A 23275-nucleotide genomic window follows, 5' to 3' on the forward strand; every position below is an offset into this window, starting at 1 on the left:
GTGCGCGGCGCCGGAGTGGCCGGGGCGGCGGCTGCGGGGCGCGGTGCGGATGCCGGCTGCTAGCCTTCGCCAAAACGCTTCTTGGCCTCGGTCTCTGCCTTGCGCTTGGCTTCGTCCTCGTGACGGTGACGCTCTTCCTCGGCCTTGCGGCGGGATTCGGCAGCTTCGCGCTCGACGCGTTCAGCGGCTTCGCGAACAGCGCGGCGCTGGGCCTCTTCCTCGGCCTGGCGGCGCTCTTCGACTTCGCGCACCTTGGCATCGGCCAGCGCGCTGGCGCGGGCGGAACGTTCGTCCTCGGTCAGCGTGCGCAGCACCACGCCGGATCCGGCGTTGCGCGGCGGCGCAGGGCGCGACGGGGCGGGCGTCGGAGTTGGCGCGGCCGGCGCCGGCTTCGCGACAACCGTGGGAGCCTGCGGTTCGGCACTGCCGTCGATGCGGCGCTTGCCGCGCTTCTCGACCACGACCTGCTTGCTGCGGCCATGGCTGAAGCTCTGGCGGACAGTGCCCGTTTCGACGCGCGGCTTGAGCGATAGCGTCTTGCTCGGAACGCTCAGCTTCTTGTCGTCAGGGGTCTTGGTATCAACCATTCAGCAGTCCTAATCCTGATTTATCAGTGTTGTGCGTTGCCGCACCGTCCTATTGGGTCGTCGTATCTCTCAGAAATCCTGGCCGGGCTTTTCGGCAGTCTTGTCAGCGTCCGCCATCCGGTATCGGACCAGCATCTGGCTACGTGACAGGAATGACTTGCTCGCCGGGCCCGCGAGCAGGGCAGCATGTATCACATTTGACCGGGTCAGTGCCAAATCCAATTCTAACGATTTCAGCGCGGTAACGACGGGAATCTGCGGCTTGGCGCCGCGATTTCCGGCATTTTGACGCGCCAGCATGTCCAATTTGCGGATTCCGTCCGCGGCCCCGTCGCTGGCGTGGATCAGGACCCCGGCCGTGCCTTCCCGAAGGGCGCTTTCGACCTTGCCGAAGCCGGCCACGACCTGGCCCGCTTTGGCGGCGATCCCAAGGGCTTCCGTCACGCTCCGAACCAGGAGCGCCTCGATATCGGCAGGAAGCGTCTGAGGGATGCGCAGCTCGCGCTTGAAGGCCTTGCTAAATTGGTGACGCCGGACGGCTTCCGCAACCACCCCGCGTGAGGCGGTGAGCCACATGCCGCGTCCGGGCAGCTTGCGCTTGAGATCTGGAACTACGTCGCCTTGCGGCGAAATGACGAAGCGGATCAGCTCGTCGATCGGCCGGACCTGCCGACTGACCGCGCACATCCGCATGGTCGCGGACCTTTCGGTCCGCGGGCCATGGTCAAGTTCGGGGTCAGTATCGGTGAGCATCCGGGCGACATTCTCCTTTGCCCTTAAGCCGGCTGATCTTCGGTGGCCTCAGCCTCCTCAGCGGGCTTGGCCAGATCGGCCTCGGTGATCCAGCCGGCCTTGACGCGGGCCTGCATGATCATCGCCTCGGCATCGTCACGGGAAATGTCGATACCGTCGAGCGCGCCGGGGAACTTGGTCTGCTCGCCGCCTTCCTTGCGTTCGGTCCAGCCGACCAGATCGTCGGTGGCGCAGCCGGCGAGGTCGTCGACCGTCTTGATGTCGTTCTCGCCGAACTTCACCAGCATCTTGGAGGTGACGCCGGGGACGTCCTTGACGGCGTCCTCGACACCCAGCTCCTTGCGCCTGGCCTCGATCTCAGCTTCCTGCTGCTCGAGATATTCGCGGGCACGGCTCTGGAGCTCCTGCGCGGTCTCCTCGTCGAAGCCCTCGATGCCGGCGAGTTCCTTGAGGTCCACCATGGCGAGTTCTTCGACCGAGGTGAAGCCTTCGGACGCCAGCAGCTGGCCGACCACTTCGTCGACGTTGAGCGATTCCATGAAGACGCGGGTGGAGTTCTCGAAGTCGGCCTGGCGGCGCTCCGATTCCTCCTGCTCGGTCAGGATGTCGATGTCCCAGCCGGTGAGCTGCGAGGCCAGACGCACGTTCTGGCCGCGGCGGCCGATCGCCAGCGAGAGCTGGTTGTTGGTGTCGGGCACGACCACCTCGATGCGCTCGCGGTCTTCGTCGATCACGACCTTGGACACTTCGGCCGGCGCCAGCGCGTTGACCACGAAGGTCGCGATGTCGGGCGACCACGGGATGATGTCGATCTTCTCGCCCTGCAATTCGTTCACCACGGCCTGCACGCGCGAGCCGCGCATGCCGACGCAGGCGCCGACCGGATCGACCGAGGAATCGCGGGAAATCACGCCGATTTTCGCGCGCGAGCCCGGATCGCGGGCAACCGCCTTGATCTCGACGATGCCGTCATAGATTTCCGGCACTTCCTGCGCGAACAGCTTCGCCATGAACTGCGGATGGGTGCGGGAGAGGAAGATCTGCGGACCTCTCGTCTCGCGGCGGACGTCGAAGATGTAGGCACGGACGCGGTCGCCGTTGCGGAACACTTCGCGCGGCAGCATCTCGTCACGGCGGATGATGGCTTCGCCACGACCGAGATCGACGATCACGCTGCCATATTCGACGCGCTTGACGACGCCGTTGACGATGTCGCCGATGCGATCCTTGAATTCCTGATATTGCCGGTCGCGCTCGGCCTCGCGCACCTTCTGCACGATGACCTGCTTGGCCGATTGCGCGGCGATGCGGCCATATTCCAGCGGCGGCAGGGTGTCGGCGATGGTGTCGCCGACCTGGGCGCCGGGATTGGCGCGCTGCGCGTCCACCAGCGAGATCTGGTTGGAATGGTTTTCGACCTTCTCGACCACCAGCATGTGGCGCGACAGCCGCAGCTCGCCCTTCTTCGGGTCGATCTCGGCGTGAACGTCAGTTTCGCTGCCGTAGCGTGCGCGGGCCGCCTTGGCGATGGCATCCTCCATCGCCGCGATGACGATGCCGCGGTCGATCGATTTCTCGCGCGCAACGGCATCGGCGATCTGGAGCAACTCAAGTCGATTGGCGCTGACTGCCATGGCTAGTCTCCTTCGTCAGGCTCGATCTCGCCCCGTCGCGCGCGTTCGGCGGCCAGGCGATGCTTCTTCGTATTGGTCGGGGCCGGCTTCTTTTGCGGCTTGGTGTTCTTGGTGGTTTTCGCACTGATCTCGGCGTGCGGCGCCTGTGGCGGCTCGATGCCGAGATCGCGGCGCATCTGGCGCTCCTCGGCCTTGCCGCGGCGCATCGATTCCGCGATCAGCTCGTCGGTCAGCACCAGCCGTGCTTCGCCGATATCTTCCATCGTCAGGAGTACGTCGGCGGCGTCGCCGGCCTTAACGTCGTCGCGACGCAGATGCACTTGGTCGCCTTCGACAGTACCAAGCATGCCACGGAACCGCTTGCGCCCTTCATGGGCGACGGCCATCTCGATCTTTACCAGATGCCCGGAATAGCGCTCGAAATCGGAACGGCGCACCAGCGGGCGGTCGATCCCCGGCGAGGAGATCTCCAGCCGATAGGCGCGATCGATGGGGTCGGCGACATCGAGCACGGGCGACAGCGCCCGCGAGATCGCCTCGCAATCCTCGAGTTGCATCGAGCCGTCCGGCCGTTCGGCCATGATCTGCACGGTGCAGCCGGCTTCCCCGGAAATACGGATCCGCACCAGGCGGTAGCCCATGCCCTCGAGCACCGGCGCTGCGACCGCGGACACACGTGCCGCCGCGCCCGGCTCGACCACGAGCCTCGGCTCGGCCAGCAATTCGGCATCCGTGGAACCAGTGTTCGGTTCGGTCATATCAGGGGTCAAGGCGCTCGATGGTTAAGGCTTGGTTACGATTTTCAAAGCCCGCTTCGGAACTTCCCGACAGCGCGTCGGGCCGCATCTTCCGCCAAGCCGCGTTCGGGTAATAAAAAAGAGCGGGTCCTTTCGGGCCCACTCTCACTACGCGGATCGTATGAGAAGATGAATTGGCGCTGATATAGCGCTTTCTGTCCCCCCGGACAAGGCCCATCGCGGGCCAGACGAGGCTTTTTGCGCCCGATTCGCGGCGCCCCGGGCCTAACGCTTCCTTCACCTCGGGGGGCTAAATTCCCTGATTGTGGGGCGGCTTGGACCAAGGGCGCGCCCGCGGCGTGCCCCGTACGAGTTGCGTTTTCATGACCGTTGCCACGTCGCTCATTCCCGGACTGGACGATATCGTCAAACGCGGCGATCCGCGGCGACGCGGCGAAATCGCGCGCGCCATCTCCGAGCTGTTCTTCCAGGATTCCGCCAATCTTCGGCCCGAGCTCATCGATCTCTTCGACAACCTCCTGATCGATCTCGTCCCGCATGCGGAGCTTGCCTCGCGCGTCGACCTCGCCGAGCGCTTCTCGCACCTGAGCAACGCGCCGCCGCATCTGGTCAATCAACTCGCGCGCGAGAACGAGATCATGGTGGCCGGCCCCGTGCTGCGCCGCTCGCCCGTGCTCGATGACGCCGCGCTGGTCGAGATTGCGCGGCTGAAGGGCCAGGGGCATTTGCTTGCGATGACGGAGCGCCCCGCTTTGTCTTCCGTCATCACCGACGTGCTGGTGGAGCGCGGCGATCGCGACGTGGTGCGCCGCGCCGCGGGCAATGCCGGTGCGGTGTTCTCGCCTGGCAGCTATTCCGAGCTGATCAAGCGTGCGGCGCAGGACGGCGTGCTGACGCTCAAGATCGGCCAGCGCCGTGATCTCTCGGGCGAGAACCTGAAACAGCTTCTCGACGGCACGCTCGACGTCATCCGCCGGCGGCTCTCCAGCGTGGTCAATCCCGCGCGCCAGGTCGAGATCAAGCGCGCGATGGTGGCCATCGAGGAGGCCGCGCTGCCGCCGGGACCGCGGCGCGATTTCTCCGCGGCCCAGCGCACGGTGCTCACCCTGCATCGCGAGGGCCATCTCGGCGAGAGCGCGCTGCTGGGCTTCGCCAAGGCGAACAAATACGAGGAATCGATCGCCTCGCTTTCGGCGATGTCCGGCGTTCGCCTCTCTGTGCTCGACCGCCTGATCTCAGGCGACCGCTACGACCCGATCCTCATTCTCGGCCGCGTGCTGAATCTCGGCTGGCCCACGGTGCGCGCGCTCATCCTGCTCTGGTACGGGCCGCACCGCACGCCGGCCGATGCCGATATCGAGGCCGCGCGCGTGAACTTCACGCGCCTGATGCCGACGACCGCCGAGCGCGTCGTCAATTTCTGGCGCAACCGGCAGACGATCTAGAGTCGTCTGAACCGCAAATACGCAGCCTTCCGTCCTTCGCGCGCGGCCTTCCGGCCGTAGCGCGTCATGGTGTAGCCCGCCCATGGCTGCCTGAAGTCGTCGGCGCGTTCGGCAAGCCAGACGAAATCCTGCGAACGCGCAAGATGCGACAGCGTCCAGGCGCAGTAATCGTCGATGTCGCAGACGAAGCGGAATTCGCCGTTCGGCTTCAGCACGCGCGCCATCGCGGCGATCGTCCTGTCCTGGACGAAGCGTCGTTTCCAGTGCCGCCGCTTCGGCCAGGGATCGGGATGAATCAGGTCGATCCGCGACAGCGATGCCTTGGGCAGCCAGGCCAGCAGCTCGGCGGCATCGCCTGCAAACAGGCGGATGTTGCCGATGTTGGCGGCCTCGATCTGCGCGAGGATCTTGGCCATGCCGTTGACATAGGGCTCGCAGCCGATGAAGCCTGTCGTGGCGAAGCTTTGTGCCTCGGCCGAAAGATGCTCGCCGCCGCCGAAGCCGATCTCGAGCCTGACATCGTCGGCGGCGGGATCGAAGATCTCGCTTGCATCCGCCGGCGTCTCACCGTCGATGTCGAGCGCCAGATGCGGCAGCAGTTGACCAATCAGCTCGGCCTGATGCTGCCTGAGCTTGTGACCCTTGCGGCGCCCGAAGAACGCGCGCTCGCTGTCATCGCGATCGGGCTCTGATTTGCGCCCGCTCATCGCAGCGTCTGGTACAGGCGATGGAGCAGCCGCGCGCGCGGCGCGAGCGAGGAGACATGGAGCTGCTCATAATGAGTGTGCGCGCCCTTGCCGTCGACGCCGAGACCGTCAAGCGTCGCGGTATGGGCCGCGGTGAAATTGCCGTCCGAACCGCCGCCGGTGTGGGTGTCGACCAGCTCGAAGCCGATCTCGCCGGCGAGCGTCTTCGCGTGCTCGTACAGCGAGTTGCCCGCGTTGCTCTTCTCGTAGGGCGGACGGTTGAGCTCGCCGGTGACGGTGACGGTGACGCCGTCGGTCTTCGACGTCAGCCCAAGGATCTTGCCGACGAACTCCTCTGCGTCCGCAAGGCTCAGTACACGCAGATCGACCTCGGCATAGGCCGCTTGCGGCGTGACGTTGGGGCGCGTGCCGCCACGTACCACGCCGACATTGACGCTCACGCCGCGTGTCAGGTCGTTCATCCCTTCCAGAGCCAGGATGACGTTGCCAAGCTCGCGCACGGCGCTGCGGCCGTCTTCCGGCCGCGAGCCGGCATGCGCGGGCACGCCCTTGATGAAAACCTTGAAGCGTCCGACGCCCTTGCGTCCAGTGACGATCTTGCCGCCGTCGCGCGCCGGCTCCGTCACCAGCACGTATTTGGCCTTGCGCCCTTCCGTCTCGATGAGTGCGCGAGAGGTGGGGCTGCCGATCTCCTCGTCGGAGGTGAACAAATGCGTGATGCCGAGCGGCGAGCGATCGACTGTGGCACACAATGCGGCAAACGCGTGATGGGCGATGTAGGCGCCGCCCTTCATGTCGTAGATGCCGGGACCGTACGCGACGTCGCCTTCGACCTTGAACGGCAGGCGCTCGATGAATCCCATGGGATGAACGGTATCGAGGTGGCTCAGCACCAGGATGCCCGGCCGGTCCTGCCCCCAATTCGAGCGCGCGATGAGATGATCGCCGCAGCCATCGACGCCGGCGACGCGCTCCAGCGTAACCGGCAGATCGCGGTATTGCTCCGCGACCATCGAGATCAGCCTGTTGACTTGTTCAGGCGCTTCCGTCGGCGTCTCGACCTCCACCCAGCGGCGGATGCCATCGAGAATAGTTTGGGAATCGAACCAATTGGAGCTGGCCATGGACGCATCTGTGCCTTTGAATCGCATCATCGAAGCGGACGCGCATCAAAGCGCGGCCACAAATGACGACATAGGCCAGATTTGACGCGGTCTCAAATCGCCATTGAGATGGCGATCAGCGCTTGTCGGGACCTTCGCGAGCCGCAATCTGCTCGACGAGATCGACGATCGAGCGGCGCATCTTCGAATCGGTGATTCGCGTGAACGCCTTGGTCAGGGCAAGTCCTTCGGACGTCGCGAGAAAGTCCGACACATAGGAAGGCGAGGCGCCTTCGCTGAAGCCATCCGGACCCGGCACGCCGCTCGGGCCGCCCTCGAACAGGAACGACACCGGCACCTGGAGAATTTCGGCGATCTGCTGGATGCGGCTCGCGCCGACCCGGTTCGTGCCCTTCTCGTATTTCTGGATCTGCTGGAAAGTCAGGCCCAAAGCTTCACCGAGCTTTTCCTGGCTCATGCCCAACATGATGCGGCGCATACGCACGCGACTGCCGACATATTTGTCAACAGGGTTGGGCGCTTTCGACATTTCCTCAGCCCTCCAAACACCACCTTCAGCGCAATCAACTGGAGTGCCTCAGGTGCAAGCATCGTCAAATCAGACCCTCTTATTGGGAAACATTGCGGAGAAATTTAGCAATGCCCACTGTCTTTTGCAGCCGGTGCAGAATGGGGAGCCCATGTGCAGTCTGTCAACCGTCGGACTACGGTTGTCAAAAGTTTCCGGCCGCCTCCGCGGCGACGGCGCGATCAGGCCTTCCGCTTGGTGACACGTCGGCGGACCGCCAGAATCACGGCCAGCGCGACGAGCATGGCGGCCGGCACGTCGCCTACCCGCGCATAGACCGTCGGTGATATCGCGGCAGGCAGACTTGCATCCAAAATGCCTTCGATGCCGAGACCGAGGCTGGCGACGGTGCGGCCCACCGGATCGATCACCGCAGAGATACCGGTATTGGCAGAGCGGACCAGCGGCAATCCGAGCTCGATCGCGCGCATGCGCGACTGCTCGAGATGCTGATAGGGGCCGGTCGAAATGCCGAACCAACCGTCATTGGTGAGGTTCACGATCCAGCCCGGACGTTCATTGCGTCCAGCCACCTCACCGGGAAAGATTGCCTCGTAACAGATCAGCGGTAGCGCGGGCGGCGCGCCGGGCACCTGCAGCGCATGCCGCACCGTGCCGGGAATAAAGCCGCCGCGCACACGCGTCAGTTGCTCGAAACCGAGCTTCTCCATCAGTGCCTGGTAGGGAAGAAATTCTCCGAACGGCACCAAATGCAACTTGTCGTACACTGCGAGCACGCTGCCGTCGTGATCGATGACGTAGATCGAATTATAGGCACGCGTGATCGGCGTGCCCCGCGGCAGGTCGGGCGCGCGGACCGACCCCGTGATCAGCACCGTGCCCTTGGGCAGAAGATCGGCGATCTGCGCCATCGCGTCGGCTTCGCGGGTCAGGAAGAACGGAAAGGCCGATTCCGGCCAGATCAGGATGGTGGCATCGCGCACGCCGGTCGATTGCGGGCCGGAGGCGCGGTCCGACAGCGCCAAATATTTTTTCATCACCTCCGACTTGGCGGCGTAATTGAATTTCGCGTCCTGCTGCAGGTTCGGTTGCATCAGGCGTAGCTTGGCGCCTGCGACCATCGTGGTCGGATGCAGCGACAGGCGGATCGCGCCGAAGATGCTCATGACAACCAGGAGCGCAATTGCGGCCGCCGGCACGCGCCACGCCAGGCGGCGATCGGGAGTGCGGTCGATCAGCGTCGCGGGGCTCGCGAAGATCGCAACCGTCAGGAACGTCAAGCCCCACAGGCCGACCAGCGAGGCCGTCTGCGCCAGCGGCAGCGGCTCGGACAGCGCATAGCCGAACGCGTTCCAGGGAAAGCCGGTCAGCAGGTGACCGCGCAGCCATTCGCTGATTGTGAGGCTTGCCGCAAGCGCAAGCACGCGCGTGGCGTTCTTGGTCCAGAGCAGGCGTGCCAGCGCAAAGCCGATCGCGGTGAAGATGGACAGGTAAGCCGGCAGGCCGAGCACCGCGAACGGCGTCAGCCAGGCGAACACGTCGGCCTCGACGAAGAAGGCGTAGCCGATCCAGTAGAGGCCGGGGACGAAATAGCCGAGCCCGAACCAGTAGCCGGTCAGCGCCGCGGCGGGGACGCCGCCATAGCGTCCGGCGCCGGCGCCGTCGATCAGCCAGACCAGTACCGGGAAGGTGATGAACAGCACCGGGAAGAGGTTGAACGGCGCCAGCGCCAGCACGGACAGCGCTCCGCACCCCATGGCGATGACGGCGCGCTTCCATCCCCAGGCGAGGATGATGGCAAGCGCAATCTGCCGAAGCCGCTGGAACGGACTCACTTTTGGCCGGTCCCGTCGCTTGGCGGCGGGGTGGGCGTGTCGTTGGCCGGCGATTGACCGCTGTCCGGCGTAGCCTCGCGGCGCCGGCTCTCGCGCTGAGTGCGGGGCGCAGGGCGCTCCTTCCGCGTCGAGATGCGCAGCCGCTTGACGCGGCGCGGATCGGCATCGAGCACCTCGATCTCGTAATTGCCGGGACCCGAGATCACCTCGCCGCGCACCGGCAGGCGCCCGACGAAGCTGACGAGATAGCCGCCCAGCGTCTCCACTTCCTCGCCGGCCTCGCCGGTGACGAAATCCTCGCCGATCACCGAGCGGACGTCGTCGAGGCTGGCGCGGGCGTCGGCGATGAAGGCATTGTCGGGCAGGCGCACGATCGAGGGCGGCTCGTCGCTGTCGTGCTCGTCGTCGATCTCGCCGACGATCTGCTCGACGATGTCCTCGAGCGAAACCAGCCCGTCGCTGCCGCCATATTCGTCGACCACCAGCGCGAGGTGAATGCGTGTGGCCTGCATCTGCGCGAGCAGGTCGATCGCCCGCATCGACGGCGGCACGTAGAGCAGCTTGCGGATGATGCGCGCTTCCTCGAGCGGCAGCGCCAGATCGACGGTGCGGAGGTCGAGCCCGGCCGGCAGCGGCTTCTTGCGCTTGGTCTTGGTGGCTTCCGACACGCGCGCACGGGCGGTCATGAAGGCGAGCAGGTCGCGGATATGGACAATGCCGACGGGATCGTCGAGCGTCTCGTTGTAGACCACGAGGCGCGAATGGCCGGCGCTCTCGAAGCGGTCCATCAACTCGCCGAGCGGGATGTCGCGCTTCACCGCGACGACGTCGGCGCGATGGACCATGACGTCGGCGATGCGCCGCTCGTGCAGACCGAGGATGTTGCGCAGCATGGTGCGCTCGACCGCCGAGAAGCCGGTGTCGTCGGGCGTGGTCGCATCGAGCACGACCTGGAGGTCGTCGCGCACCGATCCCGCCTTCCAGCCGAACAGCGTGCGGATGGCGCGCAAGAGCCAGCCATCGGCGGTCGGGCGCATCACCTCGCCCTGGGTCACCACGGCCGGCAGATTGGCCGTGTGGCGCGGGTTGTCTTGAATTGGGTCGGAGTCCGGCATCTCAGTGCGTCCCTGCGCGGTCTGCATAGGGATCGGGAATTCCAAGGTGAGCCAGGATCTGCGTCTCCAGGGCTTCCATCTCCTCGGCGTCGCCGTCGTTCTCGTGGTCGTAGCCGATCAGATGCAGGAAGCCGTGCACGGCGAGATGGCTTAAATGGTGGTCGAACGGCTTGTGTTCCTCGTCCGCCTCGCGCCGCATGGTCTCGTAGGCGATCGCGATATCGCCGAGCATGCGCGGCGCCTCGCCCGGCTTCCACTCGCCCTCCGGCTGAAGCGCGGGAAACGACAGCACGTTGGTCGGCTTGTCGATACCGCGCCAGTTGCTGTTGAGGGTGCGGATGCCGGCATCATCGGTCAGCATCACCGCCACTTCAGCGTCGGCAACGTCTTCGTCGACACTCTCGGCGGCGGCCGCAACCGCGCGCTGGATCACGGCTTCGGAATCGGGCTCGCGCTGCCAGCAATCGGCGACGACGAGGACCTCGGTCATGGGAAGGTTGGGATGGGGCATTGTGTTGACTGGGACAAGGGCGCCGTGTCCGCGCTCTCTGGGTCCGGCTGTTGCCTCGTCAGGATTTGCCGGCGGCCGGCCGCTGCGGCGAGCCTTCGTAGGCGGCGACGATCCGCGCCACGAGTTCGTGGCGGATCACGTCCTCGGCTTTGAAATGAACCTGGGCGATGCCCTCGACACCGCCCAGGAGGCGGGTCGCTTCGGCCAGGCCCGAGGTCTGGCCGTTCGGCAGGTCGATCTGCGAGGGATCGCCGGTCACGATCATGCGGCTGTTCTCGCCGAGGCGCGTCAAAAACATCTTCATCTGCATCGACGTGGTGTTCTGCGCCTCGTCCAGGATGATGGCGGCGTTGGTGAGCGTGCGGCCGCGCATGAAGGCGAGGGGCGCGATCTCGATCTCGCCGGTCTGGAGCGCGCGCTCGACGATGCGCGCATCCATGAGATCGTAGAGGGCGTCGTAGATCGGACGAAGATAAGGATCGACCTTCTCGCGGAGATCGCCGGGCAGGAAGCCGAGCCGCTCGCCGGCTTCCACCGCCGGTCGCGACAGGATGATCTTGTCGACCTCTTTGCGCTCGAACAGCTGCGCGGCATGCGCAACCGCGAGCCAGGTCTTGCCGGTGCCGGCCGGGCCGATGCCGAACACCAGCTCGTGGCGCTTCAGCGCGCGGATATAGGAGTCCTGGGCGGCGGTGCGCGCGCGCACCGGGCGCTTGCGCAGATTGATGCTGTCGAAGGTCGCCGATTTGGCCGATTTGGCGTCGAACTCGAACAGTGAGCCCTGGGCGATGACCGCGCGAATCGCGCCCTCGACCTCGCCCTGGTCGAGATCCTGCCCCTTCACGGCCTGCGCGTAGAGCATCTCCAGCACGCGGCGTGCGGCGTCGCAGCCGTCGCGCGTGCCGCCGATCGTGATGTGGTTGCCCTTGGAATCGACGACGACGCCGAGCCGCCGCTCGATCTGCGCCAGATGCTGGCCGTAGGGGCCGACCAGCGCGGAAGCGGCGCGGTTGTCGTCGAAGTCGATGACGACCTGGGTCTCGGGCGGTACTTGCATGTCGCGGTCAAATTTGCGGCTGGGAGCGAGAGAAGACGAATCCGATGCGCTTTTTGGCAAGGGTTCAGGCTCCGATGGCTGGCGATAAAGCGGGCTCGCGCGCCCCACGCGGCGTCACGAGCTCACCGAGAAAGCTGTAGCGTTCGAGGCTGTCGATCCTAACAGGCAGGATTTGTCCGATGATGTCGGGCGAGGCCATCACGTGGGCGGGCTGCAGGAAAGCGGTGCGGCCGACGATCTGGCCGTCCTTGCGCGCCGGACGCTCGAACAGCACGTCGACCGTTGAGCCAATCGCAGCCTTGTTGAAGGCCGATTGCTGGCTGTCGATCAGTTCCTGGAGCCGCTCCAATCGCTGGTCCATCTCGGCGGGGGACACCGTCTCCTGAATGTCCGCGGCCGGCGTTCCCGGCCGGGCGGAGTATTTGAACGAATAAGCCGCAGCGTAACCGATTTGCGTGACAAGCGCGAGGGTGGCGAGAAAATCTTGCTCGCCCTCGCCGGGGAAACCCACGATAAAATCTGATGAAAAAGCAATGTCTTGGCGCGCGGCGCGGAAACGGTCGATGACCCGCCGGTAATCATCGGCGGTATGTTTCCGGTTCATGGCCGCCAGAATGCGGTCCGAACCCGATTGCACCGGCAGGTGCACGAACGGCATCAGGGCACCGAGATCGCGATGGGCGGCAATCAGGCTGTCGTCGACGTCACGGGGGTGGCTGGTCGAATAGCGCAGCCGCGCGATGCCGGGAATCGTCGCCAGATGCTCGAGCAGTCTGCCGAGCGGCCAGGTTTTTCCGTCCGGTCCGTCGCCATGATAGGCGTTGACGTTCTGCCCGATCAGCGTCAGCTCGCGCACGCCGTTGTCGGCGAGGCGCTTCACGTCGTCGACGATCTTGGCGACGGGGCGCGAGACCTCCGAGCCACGCGTGTAGGGCACGACGCAGAAGGTGCAGAACTTGTCGCAACCTTCCTGCACCGTGACGAAAGCGGAAATGCCGCGCGCGCGGATCGCGTCGGGCTTGGGCTGAGCCAGGAAGCCGAACTTGTCCTGGGCGGGAAACTCGGTCTCGATCGCGCGGCCTTCGTTGCCGGCGCGCTTCAGCAGTTCCGGCAGGTGATGATAGCTCTGCGGTCCCACCACGACGTCCACGACAGGCGCGCGGCGCACGATCTCCTCGCCCTCGGCCTGCGCGACGCAGCCCGCGACCGCGATTTGCATCGCGCGGCCCGCGCGCGCGGCCTCGTCCTTGGCGACGCGCAATCGGCCGAGCTCGGAATAGACCTTTTCGGAGGCCTTCTCGCGGATGTGGCAGGTGTTGAGGATGACGAGGTCGGCGTCATCAGCGCTGGCCGTCTCCACGAATCCTTCCGGAGCCAGCGTGTCCACCATGCGCTGGGCATCGTAGACGTTCATCTGGCAGCCATATGATTTGATGTGCAGCTTGCGCGGCGGCGTCATGGAACCCGGAATTGTGGTGGAGAACGGCCCTCAAATATAGGTTGGAGGGACGAAAATCCAGCGACTGGAGCCTCTTGGGCCGTCATTCCGGGGTGCGATGCAGTCGTGCCCCGGAATCCGGAGGTTTTGGGCGAGATTCCGGCTTCACGCGCTCTGCACGTGCCCCGGAATGACGGTCAAAGGCTACCTCACGGGGCGGGCCGGTTCGATCCGTCGGACCAGCTCCGGCAATTGCCGCATATCATCGAATGTCGATCCGGCGCCGGCGGCGCGCAGCCTTTCGGCGTGACCCGGCGGGCAGTGGCTGCCGCCGTGAAAGCCCAGCACGGTCATCCCGGCCGCGGACGCGCCGGTTACCCCGGGGACGCTGTCCTCGATCACGAGGCAGCGTTCCGGCGCGACCTTCATCTGCTGGGCGGCGAACAGAAACAGATCGGGCGCGGGCTTGCCGCGTGCGACCTGGCTCGCTGAGAAGATGTGCGGAGCGAGCAGGTCGTAAAGGCCGGCACAGGTCAGGCCGTGAGTGATCTTCTCCGGCGTGCCGCTCGATGCGACGCATTTGGGCAAATCGATCGCGCCGATCGCCGCAGCCACATGGGTGATCGGCTGCAGATCGCTGGCGTAGAATTGCAGCGTGGCCGCATTCACCTGCTGCTCTATATCGTGGGGGAGGCTGCGACCGATCTCCTGCTCGACCATCCGCCGCGCATCTTTCTCGGACACGCCGAGGAAGCGGACCAGCACCTGCTCCGAGGTGATCGGATAACCGTGACGCGTCAGCACATCCGCATGCGCGCGACAGGAGATCACCTCGCTGTCCACGAGCACACCGTCGCAATCGAAGATGATGAGGTCTATCGGCACTAAGGCATGATCCGGAAAAGTGTGTAGCGGTTTTCCCGCGCGACAAACGCGAAACGCGTTTGCGCGGAGATCATGCCACTTAAGACGTCGGCTTGTCGTCGTCGAGCGGGACGCAATAGAGCTCGAGCCGGTGGTCGACCAGCCGGTAGCCGAGCTTGCGGGCGATCTCCGCCTGCAGCTTCTCGATCTCCTCGGAGGTGAACTCGATCACCTTGCCGTCGCGCAGATTGATGAGGTGATCGTGATGGCTGTCGCGCATCTGCTCGTAGCGCGCGCGGCCCTCGCGGAAATCATGGCGTTCGATGATGCCGGCGTCCTCGAACAGCTTGACGGTGCGATACACGGTCGAGATCGAGATCTTGTCGTCGACGGCAACGCAGCGCCGGTACAATTCCTCGACATCGGGATGATCGATCGCCTCCGCGAGCACGCGGGCGATGACACGGCGCTGCTCGGTCATGCGCATGCCGGTGGCGGCACAGCGGGCTTCGATACCGGACGCCTTGGATGCGGAAGAAGGTTTCAGTGCGGTCATAGCTTGTCTGCCTGGCGGGGGCGCTTTCTGCCACCAATGTTACGACAAGTCACGTCGCATCAGAAGGGCGTTCAATTGTTCCCCGTTCGGCTGCTTATAGTAGCGTTCGCGGCGCCCGACCACCATGAATCCGGCCCCATCGTACAGCCGCCGCGCCGGCTGGTTATTTTCCTCAACTTCGAGAAATATTGTGCGCACGCCGCGCCCCGCGAGATGGCCGAGATGGGTCATCAGCAGCGTGCGGGAGAGGCCGCGGCCGCGATAGGCCTCGTCCACCGCGATCGAGAGGATTTCCGCTTCATCCGCCCCGATCCGCGATACCGCGAATCCGACCGTCCTGCGGCCGAGGCGCAACCGATGCACGAGCGTGTTGCGCTCGCTGACCATGCTCTCGAATTCGCCCTCGCCCCAGCCGCGCGCGAAGGAGGCGCCGTGAAGCTGCGCCAGCTGCGCGGCGTCACGCACGGATGCGGGCTCAACGGCGGCGGTGCCGCCGCGCCACCATTCCGACAGCCATCTCATCATGGGGTCGCGGCTTGTGCTGCAAATGGCGGCGGTGCCGCCGGTTTGGCGTCGGGCGCCTTCAAATAGAACGGCCGCGCCGGATTCGTCGCGGGATCGGCGGCGGCGCCGAGCCATGCGATCCAGCCGATATCGGGCGCGGGCTGCGCGTCGACCGCGACCGGCTGCGGGACATCGTTCGGCCAGCGCTCGGCGAGGATGTTTGCGGCATTGCCGACCAGATGCGGCGCGCCGAATTGCGAGGCCGCGATCGCCTCGTCGATGGGAGCGACGCTCGGCCGCACCAGCTGGCTGCCGTCGCCGGCGACGATCTGGAAATAGACATGGTCGTGCCGCGCGTCGATTGCGGAGATCACGGGTGCCGATTTGCTCTGGCCGACGATGGCGGCAGCATAGGCGGACAAGGTGGTCAGGCCGATCGCCGGCCGCTCGGCTGCGAGCGCGAGGCCGCGCGCCGCCGAAATGCCGACGCGCAGGCCGGTGAAGCTTCCGGGGCCGACGGTGACGGCGATACGGTCGAGCGAGGTAAAGGCGAGATCGGCCGATTGCATCACGCGCGCGATCATCGGCATCAGGGCCTCGGCGTGGCCGCGCTTCATGAGAAGCTGCTCCTGCGCAACGAGCTCGGCCGTTTCGGTGTCGAGCACGGCGACGGAGCAGGCGTCGAGCGCAGTATCGATGGCGAGGATCAGCATGACGTGATCATAGCATTGGCAATTGGATGATGCCTAAGGTTCTAGCCGTCATGGCCGGGCCTGACCCGGCCATCCACGACTTTGCGGCTCCAAAAACGAGGATGCCCGGGACAAGCCCGGGCATGACGGAGTGAATCAGTGCGCAGGCCGTGCAATTCACATCGGTCGGACTTCGACCACGTCAGGCACGAAGTGCTTGAGCAGGTTCTGGATGCCGTGCTGGAGCGTCGCGGTCGATGACGGGCAGCCGGAGCAGGCGCCCTTCATGTTGAGATAGACGATGCCGTCCTTGAAGCCGCGGAAGGTGATGTCGCCGCCGTCATTGGCGACCGCCGGCCGTACGCGGGTCTCGATCAGGTCCTTGATCATGTCGACCGTCTCGGCATCGGCCTCGTCGAAGAACTCGTCCTCGTCATCGAGATCGGCATCGTCTTGCGCCGCGCCGCCGGCGAGCAGCGGCGCGCCGGACATGTAGTGCTCCATGATGGCACCGAGGATCGCGGGCTTGAGCTGCTGCCATTCACCGTTTGCCTTGGTCACGGTGATGAAGTCCGAGCCGTAGAACACGCCGGTGACGCCGGGCACCTCGAACAGCTTTTCGGCCAGCGGCGAGCGGGTGGCGGCTTCGCGGCTCGCGAATTCCATCGGGCTGCCGTCGACCACGACGCGGCCCGGAATGAATTTCAGCGTGGCGGGATTGGGGGTGGCTTCGGTTTGAATAAACATGGTTTTCTCCAGACGTCGCCGGTTCAAGGCCGGCGCGTGCTCTCTCCACTAGCAGATGGCGACGGAGAACGCACGATCAAGGGGAACGAGCAATTTCGTCCATAAATTTCAGTGAGTTAGGGCGTTGCTTACCCTCCCCCTCCAGGGGAGGGTAAGAGCCACCGTCGCTACGACAGTGAATCCACGCTTTGGTCGCTGAGCGCGCCGGAAATGATGGTCACGGGAATCGGGAAGGTTCCGACCGCGTGGGCCAGCAGCGCAACCAGGGGACCCGGCCCCTCCGCACCGGGATTGGCGGCGAGCACCAGCATGGCGATATCAGGGTCCTCGTCGATCACCGCCAGCAGTTGCTCCATCGGCACACCCTCGCGGATCACCCGCTCCGGGGTGATTGCGGCGATGCCGTTGGCGCGGCCGGCGGCACGGTCGAGTGCGGCCTCCGCCGCTTCCTGCGCCTCCGCGCGCATGATGTCAGCGACCCCCAGCCATTCCTGGGTCTGTTGTTCGGGTTCGATGATGCGCAGCATCACCACGCCACCGCCGGCACGGATCGCCCAGCGGCTGGCGTAATAGACCGCGCGATCCCATTCGGCGGTCTCGTCGACGACGACGAGGCATTTGGGCTTGTGACCCGGCTCGAAGCAAAGTCGCTTGCTGGTCATGCATGTCCCGGCATGTGCACGGCCGGCATGCTGCCACACTCCCGCAAGGTTGGGGAGAGGAGATGCGGCCGGCGCGCTGGCGCCGACCGTCTCTATCGCCGGCGGATGAAGCCGACGATGTCCTTGGAGAGCTTCATCGTCTCGTCGGCGATGGCGCGGGCCCGGTCGGAACCTTCGTTCAGGATCGAATCGATATGGCCGGGGTCGGCGACGAGGCGCTTCATCTCGCCCGCGATCGGCGCCAGCTTGGTGACGCACAGCTCCGCCAGCGCGTTCTTGAAGCTGGAGAACTGGCCCCCGCCGAACTCGCGCAGCACGTCCGCCTTGGGGCGGCCGGAGAGTGCGGCGAAGATGCCGACGAGGTTGTCGGCCTCGGGACGGGCTTCGAGGCCCTTCTCCTCTGACGGCAGCGGCTCCGGATCGGTCTTCGCCTTGCGGATCTTCTGCGCGATGGTGTCGGCATCGTCAGTCAAATTGATGCGCGAATTGTCCGACGCATCCGACTTCGACATCTTCTTGGTGCCGTCGCGCAAGCTCATCACCCGCGTCGCCGGGCCCGTGATCAGGGGTTCCGGCAGCGGGAAGAACAGGCCGTCATTGGCGCCGAGGTTGCGGATCGAGTCGCCAAAGTCGTTGTTGAACTTCTGCGCGATGTCACGCGAGAGCTCGAGATGCTGCTTCTGGTCCTCGCCGACCGGCACATGGGTGGCGCGGTAAAGCAGGATGTCGGCGGCCATCAGCACGGGATAGTCGAACAGGCCGACGGAAGCGTTCTCGCGGTCCTTGCCGGCCTTTTCCTTGAACTGGGTCATGCGGCCGAGCCAGCCCATGCGCGCGACGCAGTTGAAGATCCAGGCGAGCTCGGCATGGCCGGAGACCTGGCTCTGGTTGAACACGATGTGCTTCTTGGGATCGATGCCGCTCGCGATGAACGCCGCAGTCACTTCGCGGGTGTTGCGCGCGAGCTCGGCCGGTCCGCCCCAGACGTCGACGCCTTGCGTGATCGCGTGCATGTCGACAACGCAATAGATGCAGTTGTGGGTTTCCTGCATCTTCACGAAGTTGACGATGGCGCCGAGGTAATTGCCGAGATGCAGATTGCCCGTCGGCTGGACGCCCGAAAAGACCCGTTCAACGAATGGCATGGTAAGCCTTCCCATAGGTATTCGGCCGTCGTTTCCAACAGCGGCGCTGCCCCGTCAAGGGTAATTCGCAAGCGCAGCCCGTTCAGGCGGGCCGCTTCAAGGCGCTAACCGCCTCGCGCCACGAGGCCGCGCCCAGGATCTGCAGCAGCAGGCCATAGACCGCGATGCCGGCCCCGATCTGCAGGCCCAGCACGACGAAACGGATGAGGCCATGCGCGTCTGAAGGCACCAGGCCTGTAGTCAGCCAGAGCAGGGCGCCCATCGCGGCTGCGGCAAGCACGATCCGCGGCAGCCGTTTTCGCGCGGCAGAATCGATCGAGAAGCCGAATTCGCTGGTGCCTTTCCGAAGCAGCGAGAGCGCACTGCTCCAGGCGCCGGCCGCGATGCTCACCGCGATCCCGCTTGCGCCAAAGAAATGGCCGAGCAGCACGGCGAGGGCGACCGCGACCACAAAGCCCTTGGCCGTCGCCAGCAGCGGCGTCATCGTGTCGCTGCGGGCATAGAAGGCCGGCGACAGCGCCTTGATCAGCACGTGCGCTGGCAGGCCGAGCGCCAGCCACATCAAGGCATGCGCGGTCGCCGCGCTGTCCCCGGCACTGAAGGCGCCATGCTCGAACAACAGCCGCACGATCGGCTCGGCCAGCACGATCAGGCCGAGCGTTGCCGGCAGCGCCAGCCCGGTCGCAAGCTCCAGCGCGCGCGATTGCGCATGCGCCACCGCATCACGGTCACCGCCGCTCACCGCGCGCGTCAACTCCGGCACCAGCACGGTGCCCATGGCGACGCCGACGATGCCGAGCGGCAGCTCGATCAGGCGGTTGGCGAAATAGAGCCAGGATACCGCGGACGGCGTCGCCGATGCGATGATCGCGCCGGCCACCATCAGCCATTGCGGTCCCGAGCTTGCGATCATGCCGGGGATCGCCTTGGCGAAGAAGCTGCGCATTTCCTTGTCGAAACTGACGCGCAGAGGCGTGGCGAGGCGCGCACTGCGCTGCGACAGCAGCATCAGGAGTTGCAGCAGGCCGGCGATGCCGACCGTGGCCGCCAGCAGCCACGCGGCGTAGCCGGCGTCAGCGTGCCAGACAAGCAGCAAAGCGATCGCGGCGATCAGCGCGATGTTGAACAGCAGCGGCGAGAACGCGGTGAGCGCAAAGCGTCCTTGCGCATTCAGCAGGCCCATCAGCACGGTGACGGGACCGGCGAAGGCGAGATAAGGCAGCATCAGCCGCGCGTTCTGGACCGCGAGATCGAGCGTGCCGGCACCGAGAAAGCCCGGCGCGATGACGGTCATGATCAGCGGCATCAGCAGGGCAATGCCGATCGAGATTATGATCAGCGCCGCGCTGACCGTGCCGAGCACGCGTCCGGCGAACGCCGCCGCAGCCGCCGCCCCATCGCGGTCACGGATGCGCAGCCAGGCCGGGACCAGCGCCGCGTTCAGCGCGCCTTCGCTGAGCAGGCGGCGCACCACATTGACGAGCTGGAACGCGGCCAGGAACGCATCCGCCACGGCGCCGGTACCGAGCAGCGCCGCGATCAGGGAATCGCGGCCAAAGCCCAGCAGGCGCGAGGCCAGTGTTCCCGTCGAGACGGTCAGGAAGGAGCGGATCATCGGCTCTTTATCATACCGTTGCTTGCTCGCGCAGGCCCGGTCGTGATAGGCCGCGAGCCAGATTTCGAGATGACAGGAAGCGGATTTCCGCAGGGTTCGCAATCCGCCAAACAGGATCAAGGTGAATGGCTGACGTGAAATATGACGTTCTCGGCATCGGCAACGCGTTGTTCGACGTGCTGGTCAGGACCGACGAGGCCTTTTTGGGCAAGCACGGCATGACCAAGGGCAGCATGTCCCTGATCGATGAGGCGCGGGCGGCTGCCATCTACAAGGACATGGGGCCGGCCACGGAAGTCTCGGGCGGCTCGGCCGCCAACACCATCGTCGGCATCGGCAGCTTAGGGGCACGTGCCGCCTATGTCGGCAAGGTCAAGGACGACCAGATCGGCAAGCTCTACGTCCATGACATCCGCGCTGCCGGCGTCGCCTTCAACACGCCCGCCGCGACGGACGGCCCCGCCACCGGCTGCTCCTACATCCTGGTCACCGGTGACGGCGAGCGCACCATGAACACCTATCTCGGTGCCGCGCAGGATCTTTCGCCCGCCGATATCGACCCGGCCGAGATCGCCGGCGCTGGCATCGTCTATCTCGAGGGTTATCTCTGGGACCCCAAGAACGCCAAGGACGCCTTCGTCAAGGCGGCCAAGATCGCCCATGATGCCAAGCGCAAGGTGGCGCTGACCCTGTCGGATTCCTTCTGCGTCGACCGCTATCGCGACGAGTTTCTCGCGTTGATGCGCAACGGCACCGTCGACATCGTCTTTGCCAACGAATCCGAGCTGCATTCGCTCTACATGACCTCGGATTTCGACACCGCCCTGAAGCAACTGCGCAACGACGTCAATCTCGGCGTGGTCACCCGCAGCGAGAAGGGCTGCGTGGTGGTGACACCGACCGACGCCGTCGCAGCTCCGGCCTCGCCGATCACGAAGCTGGTGGACACCACCGGCGCCGGCGATCTCTTTGCAGCGGGCTTCCTCTACGGCCTTTCGCGTAACCTCGCGCACAAGCAGTGCGGCGAGCTCGGCGCGCTCGCGGCCGCCGAAGTCATCCAGCACATCGGCGCGCGTCCGCAGGTGTCGCTGAGGGAGCTGGCCCAGCAGCGCGGGCTGACGGTTTAGGAAAGTCGCGCACCAGCCTCGCTGTCGTCGCCCGGCTCGACCGGGCGATCCAGTATTCCAGAGGCGGTTGTGATTGAATCGAGAAGCCGCGGCGTACTGGATTCCCTGCTTTCGCGGGGAATGACAGCCGTCGTGCGGAAAGGGTACTCAGTCCCTCACGCCGTCTTCGCCGCCTTCAACCCCAGCCGCTGCTCAACGGCATCGCGCATCACGAATTTCTGGATCTTGCCGGTTACGGTCATCGCAAAGTCGTCGACGAATTCCACGTAGCGCGGGATCTTGTTGTGGGCGATCTGGCCGTCGCAGAAGGCGCGGACCTCCTCGGCCGTCAGCGTTTCGCCCGGCCTGACGCGAATCCAGGCGCAGAGCTCCTCGCCGTAGCGGGTGTCGGCGACGCCAAAGATCTGCACGTCCTGGATCTTGGGGTGACGGTACAAGAACTCCTCGATCTCGCGCGGGTAAAGGTTCTCGCCGCCGCGGATCACCAGATCCTTGATGCGGCCGACGATGTTGCAATAGCCTGATACGTCGATGGTGGCGAGGTCGCCGGTGTGCATCCAGCCATTGGCGTCGAGCACGTCGGACGTCTTTTCCTTCTCCTCCCAATAGCCCAGCATGACGCTGTAGCCGCGAGTGCAGAGTTCGCCGCGTTCGCCCCGCTTGACGATCCTGCCTTCGAGATCGACGACCTTCACCTCGACATGCGGGTGAATGCGGCCGACGGTGGAGACGCGGCGCTCGAGCGGATCGTCGGTCGCGCTCTGGAAGCTCACCGGGCTGGTCTCGGTCATGCCATAGGCGATGGTGACCTCGCGCATGTTCATCTCGGTGTTGACGCGCTTCATCACCTCGATCGGGCAGGGCGCGCCCGCCATGATGCCGGTGCGCAGTGATTTCAAATTGAAAGTCTTGAACTCGGGATGATCGAGCTCCGCGATGAACATGGTCGGCACGCCATACAGCGCGGTGCACTTCTCCTGCTCGACCGCGCGCAGCGTCGCGAGCGGATCAAAGCCCTCGCCCGGGTAGATCATGGTGGTGCCGAGCGTGACCGAGGCAAGGTTGCCCATGACCATGCCGAAGCAGTGATAGAGCGGCACCGGAATGCAGATGCGGTCCGCCTCCGTCAGGCGCATCGCGCGTCCCGTGAAATAGCCGTTGTTGAGGATGTTGTGGTGGGTCAGCGTGACGCCCTTCGGCGATCCCGTGGTGCCGCTGGTGAACTGGATGTTGACGGGGTCGTCGAACTGAAGCGCAGCACCGAGCGCGGCAAGTTGCTCGCGATGCTCCGCTCTGCCCATGCCCGCGACCTCCTCGAAAGGGATCGTACCTGAGGCCGCCGGGCCGCCGATCTGGATCACCATCCGCAAGGCCGGCAATCGCGCCGCCTGCAACTGTCCGGGCCTGGCACCCGCCAGCTCCGGCAGCAGCGTGTTGAGCATCTCCATGTAATTGCTGGTCTTGAACGCGGTTGCGGTGACGATCGCCGCGCAGCCGACCTTTTTCAGCGCGAATTCCAGCTCGCTGAGCCGGTAGGCCGGATTGATCGTCACCAGGATCAGGCCGGCCTTGGCGGCGGCGAACTGGGTCAGCGTCCATTCCGGCCGGTTCAGCGACCAGATGCCGATCCGCTCCCCGCGTTCGAGCCCGAGCGCGAGAAAGCCGGCGGCGAGCGCGTCGACCCGCTCGGCGAATTCTTTCCAGGTCCATCTGACGCCGTGGCTGGGCGAGACCAGCGCCTCGCGATCGCCCCACCGCCGCACCGCGTGGTCGAGGCTGCGACCGATGGTGTCGCCGAGCAGCGGCGTGTCCGAGATGCCGCTAACGTAGCTGTCGGCTTTGCCTGCTAGATCGTTCGCCAAGTTCGTCT

At 65.3% G+C, this 23275-nt stretch carries 22 protein-coding genes and 1 pseudogene; 2 read left to right on the top strand and 21 right to left on the bottom strand.

All coding sequences use genetic code 11. From position 1 onward, the window contains the following. Nucleotides 1-62: 62 nt before the first annotated feature. From CV770_RS30380 to rimP, 4 genes and pseudogenes are all read right to left on the bottom strand, one after another. A pseudogene (locus tag CV770_RS30380) lies at nucleotides 63-587 on the bottom strand (translation initiation factor IF-2 associated domain-containing protein); the annotation flags it as partial. A 69-nt stretch (nucleotides 588-656) separates the two neighbouring features. Then, nucleotides 657-1340: an RNA-binding protein gene (locus CV770_RS30385; protein ID WP_018319417.1), complete on the bottom strand. Its 684-nt coding sequence runs from the start codon at nucleotides 1338-1340 to the stop codon at nucleotides 657-659. A 23-nt stretch (nucleotides 1341-1363) separates the two neighbouring features. Continuing rightward, nucleotides 1364-2974 carry a transcription termination factor NusA gene (gene nusA / locus CV770_RS30390; protein ID WP_018319418.1) on the bottom strand — a complete coding sequence of 537 codons (1611 nt, stop codon included), beginning with the start codon at nucleotides 2972-2974 and terminating at the stop codon, nucleotides 1364-1366. A 2-nt stretch (nucleotides 2975-2976) separates the two neighbouring features. Beyond that, nucleotides 2977-3732 carry a ribosome maturation factor RimP gene (gene rimP / locus CV770_RS30395; protein WP_091962211.1) on the bottom strand — a complete coding sequence of 252 codons (756 nt, stop codon included), beginning with the start codon at nucleotides 3730-3732 and terminating at the stop codon, nucleotides 2977-2979. A 362-nt stretch (nucleotides 3733-4094) separates the two neighbouring features. Here rimP and CV770_RS30400 point away from each other — a divergent pair, with 362 nt between their 5' ends. Next, nucleotides 4095-5177, top strand: a complete 1083-nt coding sequence (locus CV770_RS30400) for a DUF2336 domain-containing protein (protein ID WP_104464984.1) — start codon at nucleotides 4095-4097, stop codon at nucleotides 5175-5177. On the opposite strand, the gene trmB is transcribed toward CV770_RS30400, so the two are convergent. The 16 genes from trmB to murJ form a co-directional block, all read right to left on the bottom strand. Then, nucleotides 5174-5884 carry a tRNA (guanosine(46)-N7)-methyltransferase TrmB gene (gene trmB / locus CV770_RS30405; RefSeq protein WP_104464985.1) on the bottom strand — a complete coding sequence of 237 codons (711 nt, stop codon included), beginning with the start codon at nucleotides 5882-5884 and terminating at the stop codon, nucleotides 5174-5176. The two genes, CV770_RS30400 and trmB, sit on opposite strands and share 4 nt — an antisense overlap. Then, nucleotides 5881-7038, bottom strand: coding sequence for a M20 family metallopeptidase (locus CV770_RS30410; RefSeq protein WP_104464986.1), 1158 nt, complete (start codon nucleotides 7036-7038; stop codon nucleotides 5881-5883). The genes trmB and CV770_RS30410 overlap by 4 nt, the downstream gene beginning before the upstream one ends. A gap of 85 nt (nucleotides 7039-7123) precedes the next feature. Beyond that, nucleotides 7124-7537, bottom strand: coding sequence for a helix-turn-helix domain-containing protein (locus CV770_RS30415; protein WP_018319423.1), 414 nt, complete (start codon nucleotides 7535-7537; stop codon nucleotides 7124-7126). A gap of 221 nt (nucleotides 7538-7758) precedes the next feature. Further along, on the bottom strand, nucleotides 7759-9372 hold the full coding sequence (lnt, locus tag CV770_RS30420; protein WP_104464987.1) for an apolipoprotein N-acyltransferase: 1614 nt from the start codon (nucleotides 9370-9372) through the stop codon (nucleotides 7759-7761). After that, nucleotides 9369-10487: a hemolysin family protein gene (locus CV770_RS30425; protein ID WP_245453894.1), complete on the bottom strand. Its 1119-nt coding sequence runs from the start codon at nucleotides 10485-10487 to the stop codon at nucleotides 9369-9371. Before CV770_RS30425 ends, lnt begins: the two co-directional genes overlap by 4 nt. A 1-nt stretch (nucleotide 10488) precedes the next feature. After that, nucleotides 10489-10977, bottom strand: coding sequence for an rRNA maturation RNase YbeY (gene ybeY / locus CV770_RS30430; protein ID WP_502693623.1), 489 nt, complete (start codon nucleotides 10975-10977; stop codon nucleotides 10489-10491). A 79-nt stretch (nucleotides 10978-11056) separates the two neighbouring features. Next, nucleotides 11057-12055, bottom strand: a complete 999-nt coding sequence (locus CV770_RS30435) for a PhoH family protein (protein WP_028139517.1) — start codon at nucleotides 12053-12055, stop codon at nucleotides 11057-11059. Between the two features lie 64 nt (nucleotides 12056-12119). After that, nucleotides 12120-13514 carry a tRNA (N6-isopentenyl adenosine(37)-C2)-methylthiotransferase MiaB gene (miaB, locus tag CV770_RS30440; protein WP_091962179.1) on the bottom strand — a complete coding sequence of 465 codons (1395 nt, stop codon included), beginning with the start codon at nucleotides 13512-13514 and terminating at the stop codon, nucleotides 12120-12122. Between the two features lie 183 nt (nucleotides 13515-13697). Further along, on the bottom strand, nucleotides 13698-14378 hold the full coding sequence (locus CV770_RS30445; RefSeq protein ID WP_091962176.1) for an HAD family hydrolase: 681 nt from the start codon (nucleotides 14376-14378) through the stop codon (nucleotides 13698-13700). A 79-nt stretch (nucleotides 14379-14457) separates the two neighbouring features. Continuing rightward, nucleotides 14458-14913: a Fur family transcriptional regulator gene (locus tag CV770_RS30450; protein ID WP_018319430.1), complete on the bottom strand. Its 456-nt coding sequence runs from the start codon at nucleotides 14911-14913 to the stop codon at nucleotides 14458-14460. Nucleotides 14914-14952: 39 nt separating this feature from the next. Next, complete coding sequence (gene rimI / locus CV770_RS30455) at nucleotides 14953-15438, bottom strand: ribosomal protein S18-alanine N-acetyltransferase (RefSeq protein ID WP_104464990.1); 486 nt, start codon at nucleotides 15436-15438, stop codon at nucleotides 14953-14955. Continuing rightward, the gene (gene tsaB, locus CV770_RS30460; RefSeq protein WP_104464991.1) at nucleotides 15435-16130 is read right to left on the bottom strand and encodes a tRNA (adenosine(37)-N6)-threonylcarbamoyltransferase complex dimerization subunit type 1 TsaB; all 696 of its coding nucleotides are present in this window, start codon (nucleotides 16128-16130) and stop codon (nucleotides 15435-15437) included. Before tsaB ends, rimI begins: the two co-directional genes overlap by 4 nt. A gap of 156 nt (nucleotides 16131-16286) precedes the next feature. Continuing rightward, nucleotides 16287-16856, bottom strand: a complete 570-nt coding sequence (locus CV770_RS30465) for a NifU family protein (protein ID WP_091962167.1) — start codon at nucleotides 16854-16856, stop codon at nucleotides 16287-16289. A 167-nt stretch (nucleotides 16857-17023) separates the two neighbouring features. Continuing rightward, nucleotides 17024-17518, bottom strand: a complete 495-nt coding sequence (locus CV770_RS30470) for a universal stress protein (protein WP_201760109.1) — start codon at nucleotides 17516-17518, stop codon at nucleotides 17024-17026. A 92-nt stretch (nucleotides 17519-17610) separates the two neighbouring features. Continuing rightward, the gene (gene trpS / locus CV770_RS30475; RefSeq protein WP_018319435.1) at nucleotides 17611-18663 is read right to left on the bottom strand and encodes a tryptophan--tRNA ligase; all 1053 of its coding nucleotides are present in this window, start codon (nucleotides 18661-18663) and stop codon (nucleotides 17611-17613) included. Nucleotides 18664-18745: 82 nt separating this feature from the next. Continuing rightward, nucleotides 18746-20278: a murein biosynthesis integral membrane protein MurJ gene (gene murJ, locus CV770_RS30480; protein ID WP_104465007.1), complete on the bottom strand. Its 1533-nt coding sequence runs from the start codon at nucleotides 20276-20278 to the stop codon at nucleotides 18746-18748. Between the two features lie 125 nt (nucleotides 20279-20403). On the opposite strand from murJ, the gene CV770_RS30485 reads away from it, so the two are divergent. Further along, a complete protein-coding gene (locus CV770_RS30485; protein ID WP_104464993.1) occupies nucleotides 20404-21405 on the top strand; it encodes an adenosine kinase in 1002 nt (333 codons plus the stop codon). Between the two features lie 155 nt (nucleotides 21406-21560). On the opposite strand, the gene CV770_RS30490 is transcribed toward CV770_RS30485, so the two are convergent. Next, nucleotides 21561-23267: an AMP-binding protein gene (locus CV770_RS30490; protein WP_104464994.1), complete on the bottom strand. Its 1707-nt coding sequence runs from the start codon at nucleotides 23265-23267 to the stop codon at nucleotides 21561-21563. Nucleotides 23268-23275 lie beyond the last annotated feature (8 nt).

Source organism: Bradyrhizobium sp. AC87j1 (genome assembly GCF_002936975.1).
GTDB classification, from domain to species: domain Bacteria; phylum Pseudomonadota; class Alphaproteobacteria; order Rhizobiales; family Xanthobacteraceae; genus Bradyrhizobium; species Bradyrhizobium shewense.